15 protein-coding genes and 1 pseudogene are annotated in these 16731 nt (G+C 71.9%); 8 read left to right on the top strand and 8 right to left on the bottom strand.

Annotation, left to right across the window (positions count from 1 at the left end):
* Positions 1-230: 230 nt before the first annotated feature.
* The 3 genes and pseudogenes from BFF78_RS32290 to tyrS all read left to right on the top strand — a co-directional run.
* Positions 231-497 (top strand): annotated as a pseudogene (locus BFF78_RS32290) (metallopeptidase TldD-related protein); the annotation flags it as partial.
* On the top strand, positions 494-1888 hold the full coding sequence (locus tag BFF78_RS32285; protein WP_069781658.1) for a TldD/PmbA family protein: 1395 nt from the start codon (positions 494-496) through the stop codon (positions 1886-1888). The pseudogene BFF78_RS32290 and the gene BFF78_RS32285, both read left to right, overlap by 4 nt.
* A gap of 67 nt (positions 1889-1955) precedes the next feature.
* Entirely contained in the window at positions 1956-3224 is a 1269-nt protein-coding gene (tyrS, locus tag BFF78_RS32280) for a tyrosine--tRNA ligase (RefSeq protein ID WP_069781657.1), read from the top strand.
* A gap of 88 nt (positions 3225-3312) precedes the next feature.
* Here the strand turns inward: tyrS and BFF78_RS32275 are convergent, their stop codons facing one another.
* Entirely contained in the window at positions 3313-3600 is a 288-nt protein-coding gene (locus BFF78_RS32275) for a GlsB/YeaQ/YmgE family stress response membrane protein (RefSeq protein WP_069781656.1), read from the bottom strand.
* 203 nt (positions 3601-3803) lie between these two features.
* Between BFF78_RS32275 and BFF78_RS32270 the strand changes: the two genes are divergently transcribed.
* Both BFF78_RS32270 and BFF78_RS32265 read left to right on the top strand, forming a co-directional pair.
* Entirely contained in the window at positions 3804-4196 is a 393-nt protein-coding gene (locus BFF78_RS32270) for a DUF3099 domain-containing protein (protein ID WP_069781655.1), read from the top strand.
* A gap of 216 nt (positions 4197-4412) precedes the next feature.
* The gene (locus tag BFF78_RS32265) at positions 4413-4631 is read left to right on the top strand and encodes a hypothetical protein (protein ID WP_069781654.1); all 219 of its coding nucleotides are present in this window, start codon (positions 4413-4415) and stop codon (positions 4629-4631) included.
* Here the strand turns inward: BFF78_RS32265 and moaA are convergent.
* The 3 genes from moaA to BFF78_RS32250 form a co-directional block, all read right to left on the bottom strand.
* Positions 4628-5617: a GTP 3',8-cyclase MoaA gene (gene moaA, locus BFF78_RS32260; RefSeq protein ID WP_069781653.1), complete on the bottom strand. Its 990-nt coding sequence runs from the start codon at positions 5615-5617 to the stop codon at positions 4628-4630. The two genes, BFF78_RS32265 and moaA, sit on opposite strands and share 4 nt — an antisense overlap.
* A 166-nt stretch (positions 5618-5783) precedes the next feature.
* Entirely contained in the window at positions 5784-7403 is a 1620-nt protein-coding gene (locus tag BFF78_RS32255; protein WP_069781652.1) for a solute symporter family protein, read from the bottom strand.
* A complete protein-coding gene (locus tag BFF78_RS32250) occupies positions 7400-7756 on the bottom strand; it encodes a DUF485 domain-containing protein (RefSeq protein ID WP_069781651.1) in 357 nt (118 codons plus the stop codon). The genes BFF78_RS32255 and BFF78_RS32250 overlap by 4 nt, the downstream gene beginning before the upstream one ends.
* Positions 7757-8016: 260 nt before the next feature.
* Here BFF78_RS32250 and BFF78_RS32245 point away from each other — a divergent pair, with 260 nt between their 5' ends.
* The 3 genes from BFF78_RS32245 to BFF78_RS32235 all read left to right on the top strand — a co-directional run bounded on the left by BFF78_RS32245 (position 8017) and on the right by BFF78_RS32235 (position 12095).
* Complete coding sequence (locus BFF78_RS32245) at positions 8017-9558, top strand: S8 family peptidase (protein ID WP_069781650.1); 1542 nt, start codon at positions 8017-8019, stop codon at positions 9556-9558.
* Positions 9559-9607: 49 nt separating this feature from the next.
* Positions 9608-10984 (top strand): CoA transferase, encoded by a 1377-nt coding sequence (locus tag BFF78_RS32240; protein WP_069781649.1) that lies wholly within the window; start codon positions 9608-9610, stop codon positions 10982-10984.
* Positions 10985-11084: 100 nt separating this feature from the next.
* Entirely contained in the window at positions 11085-12095 is a 1011-nt protein-coding gene (locus BFF78_RS32235) for a CopD family protein (protein WP_069781648.1), read from the top strand.
* Here the strand turns inward: BFF78_RS32235 and BFF78_RS32230 are convergent.
* The 4 genes from BFF78_RS32230 to BFF78_RS32215 all read right to left on the bottom strand — a co-directional run bounded on the left by BFF78_RS32230 (position 12092) and on the right by BFF78_RS32215 (position 16724).
* Positions 12092-13138 carry a zinc-dependent alcohol dehydrogenase family protein gene (locus BFF78_RS32230; protein WP_069781647.1) on the bottom strand — a complete coding sequence of 349 codons (1047 nt, stop codon included), beginning with the start codon at positions 13136-13138 and terminating at the stop codon, positions 12092-12094. The genes BFF78_RS32235 and BFF78_RS32230 overlap by 4 nt on opposite strands.
* Before the next feature lie 114 nt (positions 13139-13252).
* Complete coding sequence (locus BFF78_RS32225; protein WP_069781646.1) at positions 13253-13963, bottom strand: VIT1/CCC1 transporter family protein; 711 nt, start codon at positions 13961-13963, stop codon at positions 13253-13255.
* Between the two features lie 224 nt (positions 13964-14187).
* The gene (locus BFF78_RS32220) at positions 14188-15444 is read right to left on the bottom strand and encodes an amidohydrolase family protein (protein WP_069781645.1); all 1257 of its coding nucleotides are present in this window, start codon (positions 15442-15444) and stop codon (positions 14188-14190) included.
* Positions 15441-16724: an amidohydrolase family protein gene (locus BFF78_RS32215; RefSeq protein ID WP_069781644.1), complete on the bottom strand. Its 1284-nt coding sequence runs from the start codon at positions 16722-16724 to the stop codon at positions 15441-15443. The genes BFF78_RS32220 and BFF78_RS32215 overlap by 4 nt, the downstream gene beginning before the upstream one ends.
* Positions 16725-16731 lie beyond the last annotated feature (7 nt).

Here is a 16731-nt window from a genome sequence, read left to right as displayed (position 1 = left end):
ACCCCCGGCCCCCGCGTCTGCTGGGTAGTCTCTGCCCTGATCCACAACGCGGCCTTCAAAGCCAACCTCGGATACCCCGAGGCGCCCTTCGGAAGTCGACACCAAGTCATCACCAGACCCCGTACAGTCCGGTTTCAACGGGTATGAACAGGGATTGAGGGCAGACCGTGAATAACCGCCTGACCTGCACAAACGCCGATCAGGGAGGTATGCCCCCTGACCCTGCGGTGAACTTCCAATTCACCGGGCAGCGCTTCTTCAGGATCGAGAACGGGCGTATCACCGGGCAGCTGAAGGACGTGGCCTACCAGGCGAACACGACCGACTTCTGGGGCTCGATGGCCGCCGTCGGCGGTCCGCAGACGTACGTCCTCGGCGGCGCGTTCAACTGCGGCAAGGCCCAGCCCGGACAGGTGGCCTCCGTGTCGCACGGCTGCCCGTCCGCCGTCTTCAGGTCCGTCAACATCCTCAACACGACCCAGGAGGCCGGTCGATGAGCGCCCGTACCCACAAGCCGCACGAGATCGTCGAGCAGGCGCTGGCGCTGTCCCGGGCCGACGGCTGTGTCGTCATCGCCGACGAGCACTCCACCGCGAACCTGCGCTGGGCGGGCAACGCGCTCACCACGAACGGTGTGACCCGCGGTCGTACGCTCACCGTGATCGCGACCGTGGACGGCAAGGAGGGCACCGCCTCCGGTGTCGTCTCGCGGTCGGCGGTCACCGCGCAGGAGCTGGAGCCGCTGGTGCGGGCCGCCGAGACCGCCGCGCGCGGTGCCGGGCCCGCCGAGGACGCGCAGCCGCTGGTCGGCGATGTGCCGCAGTCGCCGGACTTCGCGGACGCGCCGGCCGAGACCTCCTCCGCGGTGTTCGCCGACTTCGCGCCGGCGCTGGGCGAGGCGTTCGCACGCGCGCGTGCGGGCGGCCGTGAGCTGTACGGCTTCGCCAACCACGAGCTGGTGTCGACATACCTGGGTACGTCCACCGGGCTGCGCCTGCGGCACGACCAGCCCACCGGCACGCTGGAGCTGAACGCCAAGTCGCCCGACCGTACGCGCTCGGCCTGGGCGGGCCGCTCCACCCGGGACTTCAAGGACATCGACCCGGGCGCGCTCGACGCCGAACTGGCCGTACGCCTCGGCTGGGCCGAGCGGCGCGTGGAGCTGCCCGCGGGGCGCTACGAGACGCTGCTGCCGCCCACGGCCGTGGCGGACCTGCTGATCTACCAGCTGTGGTCGGCGTCGGGCCGGGACGCGGCCGAGGGCCGGACCGTGTTCTCCAGGCCGGGCGGGGGCACGCGCGTCGGCGAGAAGCTCGCCGAGCTGCCGCTGACCCTGCGCAGCGACCCGAACGAGCCGGGCCTGGAGTGCCCGCCGTTCGTGGTCGCCCACTCCTCCGGCGGCGACCAGTCCGTGTTCGACAACGGGCTGCCGACCCATTCGACGGAGTGGATCAGCGAGGGTGTGCTCAGGCATCTGACGACCACCCGGCACAGCGCGGGCCTGACCGGGCTGCCGGTCGCCCCCGTGCTCGGGAACCTGATCCTGGACGGCGGTGACGGCCGCTCGCTGGAGGAGATGGTCGCGGGCACCGAGCGCGGGCTGCTGCTGACCTGCCTGTGGTACATCCGCGAGGTCGACCCGGCGACACTGCTGCTCACGGGTCTGACCCGGGACGGTGTCTACCTCGTGGAGAACGGCGAGGTGACCGGGCAGGTGAACAACTTCCGGTTCAACGAGTCGCCGGTGGACCTGCTGCGGCGGGCCACGGAGGCGGGCCGCACCGAGAAGACGCTGCCGCGCGAGTGGGGCGACTGGTTCACCCGGGCCGCGATGCCGGCGCTGCGGATCCCGGATTTCAATATGAGCTCTGTCAGTCAGGGCGTATAACCTCGTAGGCGTTCGTAGTCGGGCTGTCACCCGGCTGCCCGAAGATCACCGAGGAGACACGAGAACCGTGACGGACATCGTCGACGAGCTGAAGTGGCGGGGGCTCATCGCCCTCTCCACGGACGAGGACGCACTGCGCAAGGCGTTCGCGGACGGCCCCGTCACGTTCTATTGCGGCTTCGACCCGACCGCGCCCAGCCTGCACCTCGGCAACCTGGTGCAGATCCTCACGATGCGCCGCATCCAGGAGGCCGGGAACCGGCCGCTGGCGCTGGTCGGGGGTGCCACGGGTCTCATCGGCGACCCGAAGCCGACGGCCGAGCGCACGCTGAACGCGCCGGAGGTCGTGGCGGGCTGGGTGGAGCGGCTGCGCGCTCAGATCGAGCCCCTGCTGCACTTCGACGGCCCGCACGCCGCCGTCATGGTCAACAACCTGGACTGGACCCAGGGCCTGTCGGCCATCGAGTTCCTGCGGGACATCGGCAAGCACTTCCGGGTCAACAAGATGATCGCGAAGGAGGCCGTCGCCCGGCGGCTTAACTCCGACGCGGGCATCAGCTACACCGAGTTCAGCTACCAGATCCTGCAAGGCATGGACTTCCTGGAGCTGTACCGGCGGTACGGCTGCAGCCTGCAGACCGGCGGCAGCGACCAGTGGGGCAACCTCACCTCGGGCACGGACCTGATCCACCGGGTCGAGCAGGACGCCGTGGTGCACGCGCTCGGCACCCCGCTGATCACCAAGGCGGACGGCACCAAGTTCGGCAAGACCGAGTCCGGCACGGTGTGGCTCGACCCCGAGATGACCACGCCGTACGCGTTCTACCAGTTCTGGGTCAACGCGGACGACCGCGATGTGTCGAAGTTCCTGCGCATCTTCAGCTTCAAGTCCCGTGAGGAGATCGAGGAGCTGGAGCGGCAGACGCAGGAGCGTCCGCAGGCGCGGGAGGCGCAGCGTGCGCTCGCCGAGGAGCTGACGACGCTGGTGCACGGCGCCGACCAGACGGCCGCGGTGATCGCCGCCTCGCGCGCCCTGTTCGGGCAGGGCGAGCTCTCGGAGCTGGACGGTCGGACGCTGGCGGCGGCGCTGTCGGAGGTGCCGCACATCCAGGTCTGCGAGCTGGGTCCGGTGGTCGACCTGTTCGCCGGGGTCGGGCTCGTGGCCAGCAAGTCCGCTGCGCGGCGGACGGTGAAGGAGGGCGGGGCCTACGTGAACAACGTGAAGGTCGTCGCCGAGGATGCGGTGCCCTCGTCCGAGGATCTGCTGGACGGGCGGTGGCTGGTGCTGCGGCGGGGGAAGAAGAACCTTGCCGCGGTGGAGGTCACCGGGGCCTGAGCGCCGTGGGGGCGTGGGTGATCTGGCGGTCGTGGCTGGTCGCGCAGTTTCCCGCGCCCCTTTCGGGGTGCTGCGCCCCAGCGTGTTCTCACGCTCCGACCCGCTGCTGTTTCCTCTTGCCCAGGGTCGCCATGTAGAGGGCGTCCACGGCCGCGACGATGATGATCGCGGCCACCAGCTGGAAGATGTGCCGGCTCCAGTCGATGCCGCGGGTCGCCGCCACGCCGACGGCGCGGGCGACCGCGTTGCCCACGATGGCGCCGAGCATGCCGCAGATGGTGGTCAGCCAGAGGGGGCTGTGCTGCTTGCCCGGGATGACCGCCTTGGCGATCACGCCCAGCACGAATCCCACGATGATCGCCCACAACCAGCCCATGGCTGCCTCCTCGTACGGCGCGACGTGAGCATTACGGCCAGTGTGGGTGGGCGGGCCGTACGAGGCATGTCGGGTTACCCCGTGCGCGGCGGTACCGGAGGCATTACCGCAGGCAGCGGGCGACCCGGTCTCGTAGGCGGCGCAGCCGCGGCGTAACGTAAAAGGTTCGGGGAGAGTCCGATGCGGGCGGATGGTGGAATGTGATGCGGAAACAGCACGGCGGCAGCGTCCAGGTGTTCCGGATCACCGGCGCCCGGACGGGACTCGCCGAGGATGTGCGGGGCCGGCAGCGGCGGTATGTCATCTCGATGACGATCCGCACGGTGTCGGTGATCCTCGCCGTCTGTCTGTGGAACGTCGAACGGTACGTCGCCGTCGTGGCCCTCGTGGCCGGCGCGCTGCTGCCCTATATCGCCGTGGTGATCGCGAACGCGGGCCGGGAGCGGCCGCCGTCCCTTCCCTCGACGTTCATCGCCGCGCCGACGCGGCCGATGATCGCGCCGCCGCGGGCGGAGGAGGCGCAGGCGGAATCCGTTCCGGAGGATGCGGCGGCTCATCCGACGGGGGCGGGCGGTGAGCGATCCGGCCCCGCGTGACCACGCCGGACGGGGCGGAAGCGGAACGCGGCCACCCGTCAAGCTCAAGAAAAGCTCAGATCAATCGTGTAGTTCCAGTGCCGGGCGGCGGGGTACCCGTGACATACTGCGTACGCGCTCCGCATCCCCCGTCGGAGCGACGGACCGACGCCGGGCAGCTCCCCCCGTGGCTGCTCGGCGTCGCCTTGTCCGGGCCCCTTTTTGTGAGACGAACCTGTGAGTGACGAGACGCCGATCTGCTCCGCCAAGGGCTGCCGTGCCGATGCCGTGTGGGTGCTGGCGTGGAACAACCCGAAGATCCACACGCCGGAGCGGCGCAAGACGTGGCTCGCGTGCGAGGAGCACCGCGAGCATCTTGCGCAGTTCCTCGGGGTGCGGGGTTTTTTGAAGGACGTCGTGAGGTTCGCCGATTGGCAGGCTCCCGAAGGGTCCTAGCCGCCGATCGCCGACATCGGCCTGTCCGGCTGCACGAACGACGGGTCGTCCAGGCCTGCCCCCGCCTTCTTCCCCCACATCGCCAGCCGCCAGATGCGGGCGATCTCCTCGTCCGGGGCGTCGGAGCGGAGGGCTGCGCGCAGGTCGGTCTCCTCGGTCGCGAAGAGGCAGGTGCGTATCTGGCCGTCGGCCGTGAGGCGGGTGCGGTCGCAGGCGGCGCAGAAGGGGCGGGTGACGGAGGCGATGACGCCGACGCGGTGCGGGCCGCCGTTCACCAGCCAGCGTTCCGCCGGAGCCGAGCCGCGCGCGTCGGCGCCCTCGGGGGTGAGCTCGAAGCGGGTGCGCAGGGAGGCGAGGATGTCCCCGGCGGTGACCATGCCCTCGCGCTTCCAGCCGTGCTGGGCGTCCAGCGGCATCTGCTCGATGAAGCGCAGCTCGTAGTCGTGCTCGACCGCCCAGGCCAGCAGGTCGGGGGCCTCATCGGCGTTCAGCCCCGGCATCAGGACCGAGTTGACCTTGACGGGGGTCAGGCCGGCCTCGCGGGCGGCCCGAAGTCCTTCGAGGACGTCCTTGTGGCGGTCGCGGCGGGTCAGGGTCTTGAAGACGTCCGGGCGGAGGGTGTCCAGGGAGACGTTGACCCGGTCCAGGCCGGCGGCCTTCAGGGCGGTCGCGGTGCGCCCCAGGCCGATGCCGTTGGTGGTGAGGGACATCTGGGGGCGGGGGCGCAGAGCCGCCACGCGCTCGACGATGCCGACCAGGCCCGGGCGCAGCAGGGGTTCGCCGCCGGTGAAGCGGACCTCCTCGATGCCGAGCATCCGCACGGCGATGTCGACGAGGCGGACGATCTCGTCGTCGGTGAGCAGGTCGGGCTTGGCCAGCCACTGCAGGCCCTCCTCGGGCATGCAGTACGTGCACCGCAGATTGCAGCGGTCGGTGAGCGAGACCCTCAGGTCGGTGGCCACCCGGCCGTAGGTGTCGATGAGCACGTGGGCCCCCTCCCTTGATCCCGAGCAAGCATTTTCCGTCACTTGTCCTGTCACTTGTGAGCCTACGTGACACCACTGACAACGACAGCGGCCCGATCCGACGAGGTACGACGCGGCCGCGTCGTAGGACCCTACAGCCCTGCACGACGCGGCCGTCGTACGAACCTCAGTGTGCTCCGGTGCCGGTCAGGGACCGCACCTCCAGTTCGGCGTACTTGCCGGCGTCCTGGGCCTCCTTCGACAGCAGGGTGCCCACCGCGCCGAGCAGGAACCCGACCGGGATGGAGATGATGCCGGGGTTCTCCAGCGGGAACCAGTGGAAGTCGACGTGGGGGAACATCGAGGCCGGGCTGCCGGAGACCACCGGGGAGAACAGCACCAGGCCGACCGCGGTGACCAGGCCGCCGTAGATCGACCACAGGGCGCCCGCGGTGGTGAACCGCTTCCAGAAGAGGCTGTAGAGGATCGTCGGAAGGTTCGCGGAGGCGGCGACCGCGAAGGCGAGGGCGACCAGGCCGGCCACATTGAGGTCGCGGGCCAGGGCGCCGAGGACGATCGAGACCGCGCCGATGCCGACGGTCGCCCAGCGGGCGGCGCCGAGCTCCTGCCGCTCGGTGGCCTGCCCCTTCTTGATGACGTTGGCGTAGATGTCGTGCGCGAAGGAGGACGACGAGGCGAGGGTGAGTCCGGCGACGACCGCGAGGATCGTGGCGAAGGCGACCGCGGAGATGGTCGCGAGCAGGATCGCGCCCCAGCTGGAGTCGGCCCCGCCCAGGTGCAACGCCAGCAGCGGTGCCGCCGTGTTGCCCGCCTTGTTGGAGGCGATGATCTCGTCCGGCTTGATGAGGGCCGCCGCGCCGAAGCCCAGGGCGAGGGTCATCAGGTAGAAGGTGCCGATCAGGCCGATCGCCCAGATGACCGACTTCCGGGCGGCCTTGGCCGTGGGCACGGTGTAGAAACGGATCAGGATGTGCGGCAGGCCGGCGGTGCCGAGGACCAGGGCGATGCCGAGCGAGATGAAGTCCAGCTTGGTGGTGCCGCTGGCGCCGTACTTCAGGCCGGGCTTCAGGAAGGCCGCGCCCTTGCCGCTGTTGTCGGCGGCCTTGCCGAGCAGGTCGGAGACGTTGAAGTGGAACTTCAGCAGGACCAGGAAGGTCAGCAGCAAGGCGCCCGCGATCAGCAGCACCGCCTTGACCATCTGGACCCAGGTGGTGCCCTTCATGCCGCCGATGGTGACGTACACGATCATCAGGACGCCGACCAGGGCGACGATGCCGATCTTGCCGCCGTCGCTGGTGATGCCCAGGAGGAGGGAGACCAGGACGCCCGCGCCGGCCATCTGCGCGAGCAAATAGAAGATCGAGACCACGATCGTGGAGGTGCCGGCGGCCGTGCGGACCGGGCGCTGGCGCATACGGTAGGCCAGCACGTCGCCCATGGTGTAACGGCCGGAGTTGCGCAGGGGTTCGGCGACCAGGAGCAGGGCGACCAGCCAGGCGACGAGGAAGCCGATGGAGTACAGGAATCCGTCGTAGCCGAAGAGGGCGATGGCGCCGGCGATGCCGAGGAAGGACGCCGCGGACATGTAGTCGCCGGAGACGGCGAGTCCGTTCTGGAAGCCGGTGAACTGGCGTCCGCCGGCGTAGAAGTCGGCGGCGTCCTTGGTCTGGCGGCCCGCCCAGACGGTGATGACGAGGGTGGCGGCGACGAACACCGCGAACAGGGTGATGATCAGCGGCCGGTGCCGGCTCGCCTCGCCGGCGGCCAGCATGATCGCGGGGCTCATGCGCCGCCCTCCATCCGGGACTTGATGGCCTGCGCCTTGGGGTCGAGCTTGGCGGCGGCGTGCCGTGCGTACCACCAGGCGATGAGGAAGGTGGTGAGGAACTGGGCGAGGCCCAGGACGAGGGCCACGTTGATGTTGCCGGCCACCTTGGTGCCCATGAAGCCGTCCGCGTAGTTGGAGAGCAGCACGTACAGCAGGTACCAGGCGATGAAGGCGACGGTCAGCGGGAAGGCGAAGGAGCGGTGGGCGCGGCGCAGTTCACCGAACTCCGCGCTCTGCTGCACCTCGGCGAACTCCTCGGTGGACGGAAGTGGGGCCCCCGGTGTGGCGGGGGGCGGTGTCTCGGTGGCCACGGGGTCTCCTCGCGTTGCGGATGCGATGACGAAACGGGGGCTCGATGGTGCTGGCGCTCCCTGCCCGAGGTCCACGGCGCCACGCGAGGACCGGTTCAAGTCCTATGAGTTGTTTCGCAGGCGGTCCGGGCGAGCCATTGCCGGGTCATTGCTGAGCGGTGAGCCGTGGGGATAGCTTCTGCCTGCACCACCCGTCATGTACCTGCCCGAGAACTACCTGTGTCTCGGGCGGTTTCGTATCCGGATGATGTGGAGATCCCATGCTTCATCTGCGCTCCAGACGCCGGCTCGCGCTCGCCGTGCCCGTCGTGCTGTCGCTGACCGCCTCGCTCGGTCTCCTGCCGGCGGCGGCCTCGGCGGCACCCGGCACGGCCGGCGCGGCCGGCGCGGTGCGGGCGGCGGACGACGGTCCGAACCTCGCGTACGTGGTCAACACGCGTACGGACCGCCGCACGATCGAGTCCGTACAGCGGGAGATCACTCGCAACGGCGGCTCGATCGTGGTCAGTTACGACAAGATCGGGGTGATCATCGCGCACTCCGCGAACCCGGAGTTCGGCGCGCGGATGCGCGCGGTGCGCGGGGTGGAGTCGGCGGGCGCCACGCGTACCGCGCCGCTGAGTGCGGCGGGGACGACCGACGAGGGCGCGGTGCAGGTCCTGTCGAAGGCGGAGGCCGCGAAGCTCACCAAGGCCGCGGCACCGGGCGAGGAGCCGCTCGAGGCGGACCAGTGGGACCTGCGGGCGATCGGCGCCGACCAGGCCGCGCGGATCAACCCGGGCAGCAGCGACGTGACCGTCGGCATCATCGACACCGGCGTCGACGACACCCACCCGGACATCGCCCCGAACTTCTCCGCCTCCCAGTCGGCGAACTGCGTGAGCGGCAAGGCGGACACGACGTACGGGGCGTGGCGCCCGGCGGACGCCGCCCACTACCACGGCACCCATGTCGCCGGTGAGATAGCCGCGGCCCGCAACGGCATAGGCGTGGCCGGTGTGGCGCCCGGCGTGAAGGTCGCGAGCATCACGGTGGCCCAGCCGGACTCGACGCAGCTGTTCTACCCGGAGAGCGTGGTCTGCGCCTTCGTGTTCGCCGCCGACCATGGCATCCAGGTCACCAACAACAGCTATTACGTTGATCCTTGGCTGTACAACTGCATGGACGACCCCGATCAACGTGCCATCGTTGACGCGGTCAACAGGGCCCAGTCGTATGCACAGCGCAAGGGCACGCTCAATGTGGCCGCCGCGGGCAACTCCAACGACGACCTGGACGCGGACGCGCTCACGGACGCCTCCAGCCCGGACGACTCGACCGCCACGCCCCGCACGGTCGACCCGCACAAGTGCTTCGACGTGCCGACCCAGCTGCCCGGTGTGGTGACGGTGAGCGCGGTGGGCGTGAAGGGCGCCAAGTCGTACTACTCCAGCTACGGCCAGGGCGTGATCGACGTGGCGGGGCCGGGCGGCGACAAGTACCAGATCCCGGACACGCCGTCGAAGAACGGCCGTATCCTCTCCACCCTGCCGAACGGCCAGTACGGCTTCCTCCAGGGCACCTCGATGGCGTCCCCGCACGTGGCCGCGGTGGCCGCGCTGCTGAAGTCCGCCCATCCGAACGCCACTCCGGCCCAGCTCCAGGCCCTGCTGAAGGCCGAGGCGGACAACCCGGGCTGCCCGAGCGAGCCCTACGACGGCAACGGCGACGGGGTCGTGGACGCGACCTGCGTCGGCGGCAAGCACGTCAACGGCTTCTACGGCTTCGGCACGGTGGACGCCCTGGCCGCCGTGACCGAGTAGAGGTCCACCCCTCCATATATTGATTCAGTCAATACTGCATAGTGCAGTCATGACTGCTATCAAGTTCGCGTGGTCCGCTCTGGGCGGCGATCCCGCCCGTCTCGCACGGCTCACCACTGTGGTGCGGCAGGGCGCGCTGGAGGCGCGCCTTCCCGTACGGGAGCTCGCCCGGGCCTGTGTCGGCGCGTGTGCGCTGGCCGCCGCGGAACTCGCGGCCCGCCGGGCCGAACTCACGGAGGTGCCCGGTGTCCGGGTCGACGACGGCGCCGTGGCGGCCGCCTTCCACAGTGAACGCCACCTGCTGGTCGACGGACGGCCACCGGTCGCCTTCGCGCCGCTGTCGCGGTTCTGGCGGACGGCGGACGGCTGGGTGCGCACCCACGCCAACTACCCGCACCACCGGGCCCGGTTGCTCGCCGCGCTGAGCCTGCCGGGGGACGCCTCGGCGGAGACGGTGGCCGCCCGGATCGCGGAGCGTCCCGCGCTCGAGGTCGAGGAGGCGGTCTACGACGCCGGCGGCCTCGCCGTGGCCCTGCGCACCCCGAAGGAGTGGGCAGCCACCGAGCAGGCCGCCGAGGTGGCCGCACGCCCGCTGGTCGAGCGCGAGCGCCTCGGCACCGCGCACGCGCGCGTGCTCCCCCCGCTCGATCCCGCCACCGCTCCCCTGCTGCCCGCCGCCGGGCTGCGCGTGCTGGACCTCACCCGGGTCCTCGCGGGCCCGGTCGCCACCCGCACCCTCGCCCTGCTGGGCGCGGACGTGCTCCGGCTGGACGCACCCTGGCTGCCCGAACTCCCGGACCAGCACGCCGACACGGGCTTCGGGAAGCGGTCCGCCGCACTCGACCTGGGCACCGACCCCGGCACCTTCGAGGAGTTGCTGGCCACGGCGGACGTCGTCGTCACCGGCTACCGGCCGGGCGCTCTCGACCGGTTCGGGCTCTCGCCTCAGGCACTGTCCGCACGCCGGCCCGGGCTGGTGGTGGCACAGGTCTCGGCGTGGGGCGCGCACGGCCCCTGGGCCGGGCGGCGCGGCTTCGACAGCCTGGTGCAGGTCGCGACCGGCATCGCCGCGACCGAGGGCTCGGCCGAGGAGCCCGGCGCGCTGCCCGCACAGGCACTGGACCACGGCACCGGCTACCTGCTGGCGGCGGCCGTCCAGCGGGCGCTGACCGAGCAGTCGTACGACGGGGGCGGCCGGCTGGTGCGGCTGGCGCTGGCCCGGACCGCGCACTGGCTGACGGACGGAATCCGGCCGGCTGCGGCCACGGGTGCGCCGTACGAGGGGCCGGGGGCCTGGCTGGCCGAGACCGACAGCCCGCTCGGCCGGCTGCGGCACGCGCTGCCGCCGGTGTCCTTCGCGGGCGGCCCCGCCGGCTGGGCGCGGCCTCCGGTGCCGTGGGGCTCGGACACCGCCCGTTGGCGGTGAGCGCGCGGGCGGCCGGAAACGTACGTATGCGTGGAATGCAGTACCACCAGTTGTTTTCCGGGACTTGCCCGGTTCTGCGGCGGCTGGCGAAGATCACGGGGTGAGCCTGATACGACGGACCGCCACGGCGACCGACGGCCGCGTCCCCGCCCGGCGGTCCGGCACCGGCCGGGCCGTCGCCCTCCTGGCCCTGGTGACGCTGGGCGCCCTGATCCCGCTGCTCGGGCCGTCGGCGGCGCTGCACGGCACCGGGGAGGCCGCCGCGCCGGGGGCCGGCGGTATCGGGCTGCTGCGCGCGGTGCTGTTCGCCGGCCTGAGCGTGCCCCTGGGTGAGCTGTTCGTGCACCGGATCGCCCGGCGCTTACCGGGCTCACCGCCTGAACGGCCGAGCAGCTGGGCGCCGTTCGCCACCGCCGCCGGTTTCGTCGCCGCGCTGGGGCTCGCCTCGGTGGTGGCCGCCGGCGATCTGATTCCGCACCGCCTCGGCCAGATCGACATCGGCGGCCTGTACGGCTCCCGGGACGGCAGGCTGGCGCTGCTGGAGGTCAACGCCTTTCTGCTGGCCGCCCTGTGCGCGTTCTTCCGGCGCCCGGCGGCACAGGTGTGGCCGCTGGCGGCGGTGGCGGTCGCGGAGGCTCTGCGCGCCCATCCCGCGACCGAACAGAGCCCGCTGGTCGGCTCGGGTCTGACGCTGGTGCACCTGACGTGCGCGGCGCTGTGGTCCGGCGGTCTGCTGCACGCCCTGCGGCTGCTCGGGCTGTGGCACCGCGATCCGGCCGGGGCCGCGCTGCTCGGCCGCTACGCGCGCGTGGCGGCCGTCCTGCTCGCCGCCATCACCGCGACGGGCGTGTGCAGTGCGCTGCGCCGCATGCCGTCGGCCACGGTCCTGGACCAGCTGACGACGACGGCGTACGGGCGCACCCTGCTGGCCAAGGTGTTCCTGGTCGCCGCCGTCGCGCTGCTCGCCCTGTGGGCGCGGATCCGGCTGCGCCGTGCCGCCGACCCGCTGACCGCGTACCCGCCCGCACGGGCCGAGGTGGTCGCCCTGGGCGCGGTGGTCGCGGTCTCGGGGCTGCTCACGGCGCTGCCGCTGCCGATCCGCTGGACCTAGTCGTTGGTGACCAGCACCTTCAGGGCGATGCGCTGGTCCATCGCCTTGTAGCCCTCGGGCACGCCGTCGATGCCGACGGTCATGTCGAACACCGGGGACGGGTCGATCGTGCCGTCCAGGACGTCCGGGAGCAGGTCCGGGATGTAGGCGCGGACCGGGGCGACACCGCCGCGCAGGGCGATGTTCCGGTCGAACATGACGCCGAGGTCGAGGCCGGTGCCGCTGCCGTGCGGCACGCCGACGAAACCGATCGCGCCGCCGTCCCGGGTGACGTTGACCGCCGTACGCATGGACTGTTCGGTACCGACGGCCTCGACAACGGCGTGCGCGCCCTGGCCGCGGGTGAGTTCGCGTACGGCTTCCACGGCCGCGTCCCCGCGCTCGGCGACGACGTCGGTGGCGCCGAAGCGGCGCGCGATGTCGGTACGGACCTCGTGCCGGCCGAGCGCGATGATCCGCTCGGCGCCGAGCCGCTTGGCGGCCAGGACGGCGCACAGGCCGACCGCGCCGTCGCCGACCACGGCGACCGTGGCGCCGGGGCGGGCGCCCGCGCCGAGGGCAGCGTGGTGGCCGGTGCCGAGGACGTCGGAGAGGGTCAGCAGGGCGGACAGCAGATGGTCGTCGGAGGCAGCCTCCTTGGGCAGCCGGACGAGGGTGCCGTCGGCGAACGGCACGCGCACGGCCTCGCCCTGGCCGCCGTCGTAGCCCACCGAGCCCCAGAAGCCCCCGTGCTCGCAGGACGTCGTCAGGCCCTCACGGCAGTAGTCGCAGACGCCGTCGGACCACATGAACGGCGCGACCACCAGGTCACCGCGCTTGACCGTGCCCACCTCGGAGCCGGTCTCCTCTACGATCCCGAGGAACTCGTGCCCGATGCGCTGGCCCGGCTGCCGGGCCGCCTCCCCCCGGTAGGCCCACAGGTCGCTGCCGCAGATGCAGGCGCGCAGCACCCGTACGACGGCGTCGGTGGGCAGCTGCACCACCGGCTCGGGGACGTCCTCCACGCGCATGTCGTACGGGGCGTGGATGGTGGTGGCGCGCATGGCGAGGGTCCTTCTCGTGCGGGGCGGTGCGGTGCGCTCAGGGGGTGGTCGAGCGCACCTCACGGTACGCCGTCGCGGACCCGGCCCGCGCGACCAGGGTCCCCGGCCCGCGTTTCAGACGCCCGCCGCGCCCAGCAGGCGGCCCGCCGCATAGGTGACCCCCATCGCCAGCGCCCCGCCCACCGCGTTGCGCAGCACCGCCCGTTTCGGGTCCGCCGAGCCGAGCCGGGCGCTGGCCGAGCCGGTGAGGACGAGCGCGGCCAGGACGGAGCCGACGGTCACACCCAGCCGCCAGTCGGCCGGGGGCAGGACGATGGCCAGCAGGGGCAGCAGCGCGCCCACCGTGAAGGCCAGGAAGCTCGCCCAGGCCGCGTGCCAGGGGTTGGTCAGCTCCTCCGGGTCGATACCGAGCTCCACGCGCGCGTGCGCCTTGAGGGGGTCCCGCGCGGTGAGCTGTTCGGCGGCCTCCCCGGCCACCTCGCGGGACAGGCCGCGCTCCTCCAGCAGCGTGGTCAGCTCGCGCAGTTCGGCCTCCGGCTGCTCCCGCAGTTCCTGTCGCTCCACGGCCAGCGCGGCCATCTCGGAGTCGCGCTGGGTGGATACGGAGACGTACTCACCGGCCGCCATGGACATCGACCCGGCCAGCAGTCCGGCCAGTCCGGCGGTGAGCAGGGCGGACCGGCTCTGGGTCGCCCCGGCCACGCCGACGACGATGCCCGCGGTGGAGACGATGCCGTCGTTCGCGCCCAGCACGGCGGCCCGCAGCCAGTTCAGCCGCGAGCCGAGCGCGCCCCCGTGGGCCTCTTCGTGGGTGGGTTCCATCACAGCAGGGAGGATCGCACCCCAGGACTCACCCACGCCGCACCGACGCTCCCCGGCCACGCTCCGACCACCACCGGCGGGTGTCACCGGCACGGGCAGGCCGCACCGGCACACACGGGCCGCCATGAGCGCCGGACGGCGTCGCCGGTCCCGGACGCCATGCACGCCGGCCGGCGTCACCCCTGGCGTCGCCGGCGCCCGCGGTCACCGGCCGAAGCCGCCCGCACTCACCACACCCGAAGCGACGCGCCCCGGGCGAACACCGGACTGGTCGCGTCCGCCGGAGGTTCCGGCAGGGGCTCGGCGACCTCGTCCACCCTGGGCCCCGCCTTCGCCGCTATGGGGTCGAGGAGGGCGAGGTCGAAGCCGTAGACGCGGGCCGCGTTGCCGCCGAGCATGGCCGTGAGCTCCTCGCGCGGCACGCCCGCGTAGGCGAACCGCAGGGCCTCTCGGGTGTACGGGTGGGTGCCCTCGTCGTGCGGGTAGTCGCTGCCCCACATGATCTTGTCGACGCCGATGCGGTCCCGCAGCGGCACCTCGTGCGGGCGCATGAAGCTGGCGCCGACGAAGCAGTTGTCCCGCCACACCTGCGAGGGCGCGGCGCCCATGCCCGCGGCCAGGCCGGTGCCGAACCTGGCCTCGGCGGTGCCGGCCTGCGCGGCCGCCGCGACCAGGCGGCCGTGGTAGTAGTCCAGCATGCCGAGCACCCCGGGGATCCAGCCGGAGCCCTGTTCGGTCAGGACCAGTTTCAGCCCGGGGTGGCGCCGGAAGGCGCCGCCGAACACCAGGTGCCACAGGGCGCGGTGGGAGAACCAGGTCGTCTCCACCATGAACACCGCGCGGGCGGCCGGTTCCTCGCCGAGTGGCGGGGAGGCCGAGCCGGCGTGGTGGTTGACGGGGACGCCGAGTTCCGCGCACGTGGCCCAGATCGGGTCGTACGTCCGTGAGTACAGCTCGGGCAGGCCGGAGCCGGGCGGGGTGCCGGGCAGCATCAGGCCGCCCTTCAGGCCCGCCGAGGCGGCTCGCCGGATCTCCTTGACGGCCTCCTCGACGTCGCCGAGCAGGATCTGGAAGACACCGGCCCGGCGGCCCGGCGCGGCCGCGCAGAAGTCCGCGAGCCAGCGGTTGTGGGCGCGCAGTCCGGCCCAGCGGCGTGCGAAGTCCTCGGGCCCGCTCGGCTGGGTCATGAGCGAGCTGGACGGGAAGAACGGCGGGATGGTGTTGGGGAAGATCACCTCCGCGACGATCCCGTCCGCCTCCAGCTCCGCGAGGCGCCGCTCGGAGTTCCAGTTGCGGTCGGCGGAGTCGGCGAGCAGGTCCTCGTGGGGGTTGACGTAGGTGGCGGCCCAGACGTCGAAGTCGTCGTGGTACCGCTTCTCCAGGTACGGCCTGTAGTCCAGCAGGTCGGCGCCGGCATGGCAGTCGGCGGAGATCACCGTGTAGCGGTCGTCGTTCACCGGTGCGTCCTTGGAACCGTCGCTCATCGGTTCACCCCCAGCACCGGGAAGTCGTGGTCCGTCAGCCAGTGCCGGCCCGTCTCGCGCGAGCGCGCCCAGGACGCCTCTACGGCCGCCTGGTCGTCCGGCTGGCCGAGGTCGGCCGGGGCCGGCCCGATGCGGCGGGCCAGCGGCGCGAGCCTGGCCACGTCGAAGCCGAAGACCTCGGCGGCGGCGAGGCCGAGCATGCGGCGGGTCTCGGTGACGGGGATGTCGTGGAAGGTACGGCGCAGCCACGCGCGCGTGTCGGGCCAGGTGCCCTCGGGATGCGGGAAGTCGCTGCCCCAGAGGATGTTGTCGACGCCGATCTCGTACCGCTGGGCCAGTTCGCGCCGCTTGGTGTTGGTGGCGCAGATGAACACCTGCCGGTCCAGGTACTCGTGCGGCGGGCGTTTCAGCTCCTCGAACGGGGAGAGCTTCTTGCCGCCGTGCGCGCCGAGGTAGAGGCGGTCCATGAACCACAGCAGGTTCGGCAGCCACCAGCAGCCGGACTCGGCGACTCCGAAGCGCAGCCCGGGGTGGCGTTCGAAGACGCCGGACCAGAGCAGGAACCACAGTGGCCGGGCCGGCCACCAGGTCACCTCGCTCACGAAGATGCCGAGATGGTCGCCGTACTCCTCGCGCGGGGCGGCGCCGGAGTGGGTGAGCACCGGCATGCCGCACTCGGCGGCGGCGGCCCACACGGGGTCGTAACGGCGGTCGTGGTACGGCTCCCTACCCGCCCACATGGCCGGGATCATCAGGGCGCCGAGGCCGGACTCCCGGGCCCGGTGGACCTCGGCGACGACCTCGGACACCTCACCGGTGATGGGCAACAGGGCGACTCCGCAGTGCCGTTCGGGGTGTTCGGAGACGAAGTCCGCGAGCCAGCGGTTGTGCGCCCGCGCGCCCGCCATGCCCAGTTCCGGGTCGTGGTCGCCGGAGAGACCGAGGCCCACGCCGAAGGGGGCGGCGGTGCGGCTGTCGACGGCGTCGGCGTCCGGGAAGACCACCTCGGCGGCCACGCCGTCCCCGTCCAGCTCCTTCAGGCGCTGTGCGGCGTCCCAGCCGCCGCGCAGGCCTTCCTCGTTGTCGCGGAACCACCGGTCGGCGAAGGCCTCGTTGCGGATGCCGAGCCGGGTCATCTCCTCGCGGCGCCGGCCCTGGCCCGCGAGGAAGTCGTCGAAGTCCCGGTGGAAACGGGACTCCAGGTAGGGCCGGTACTCCTCGGTGGGCAGCCCGGCGTGGCAGTCGGAGGAGATGATCAGATACGGGTCCTGTTCGGTCATCACAGTC

This window comes from Streptomyces fodineus, assembly GCF_001735805.1.
GTDB classification, from domain to species: Bacteria; Actinomycetota; Actinomycetes; order Streptomycetales; family Streptomycetaceae; genus Streptomyces; species Streptomyces fodineus.
Note: the sequence above shows the minus strand (reverse complement) of the source record. Positions and strands in the feature narration are given on the sequence as shown.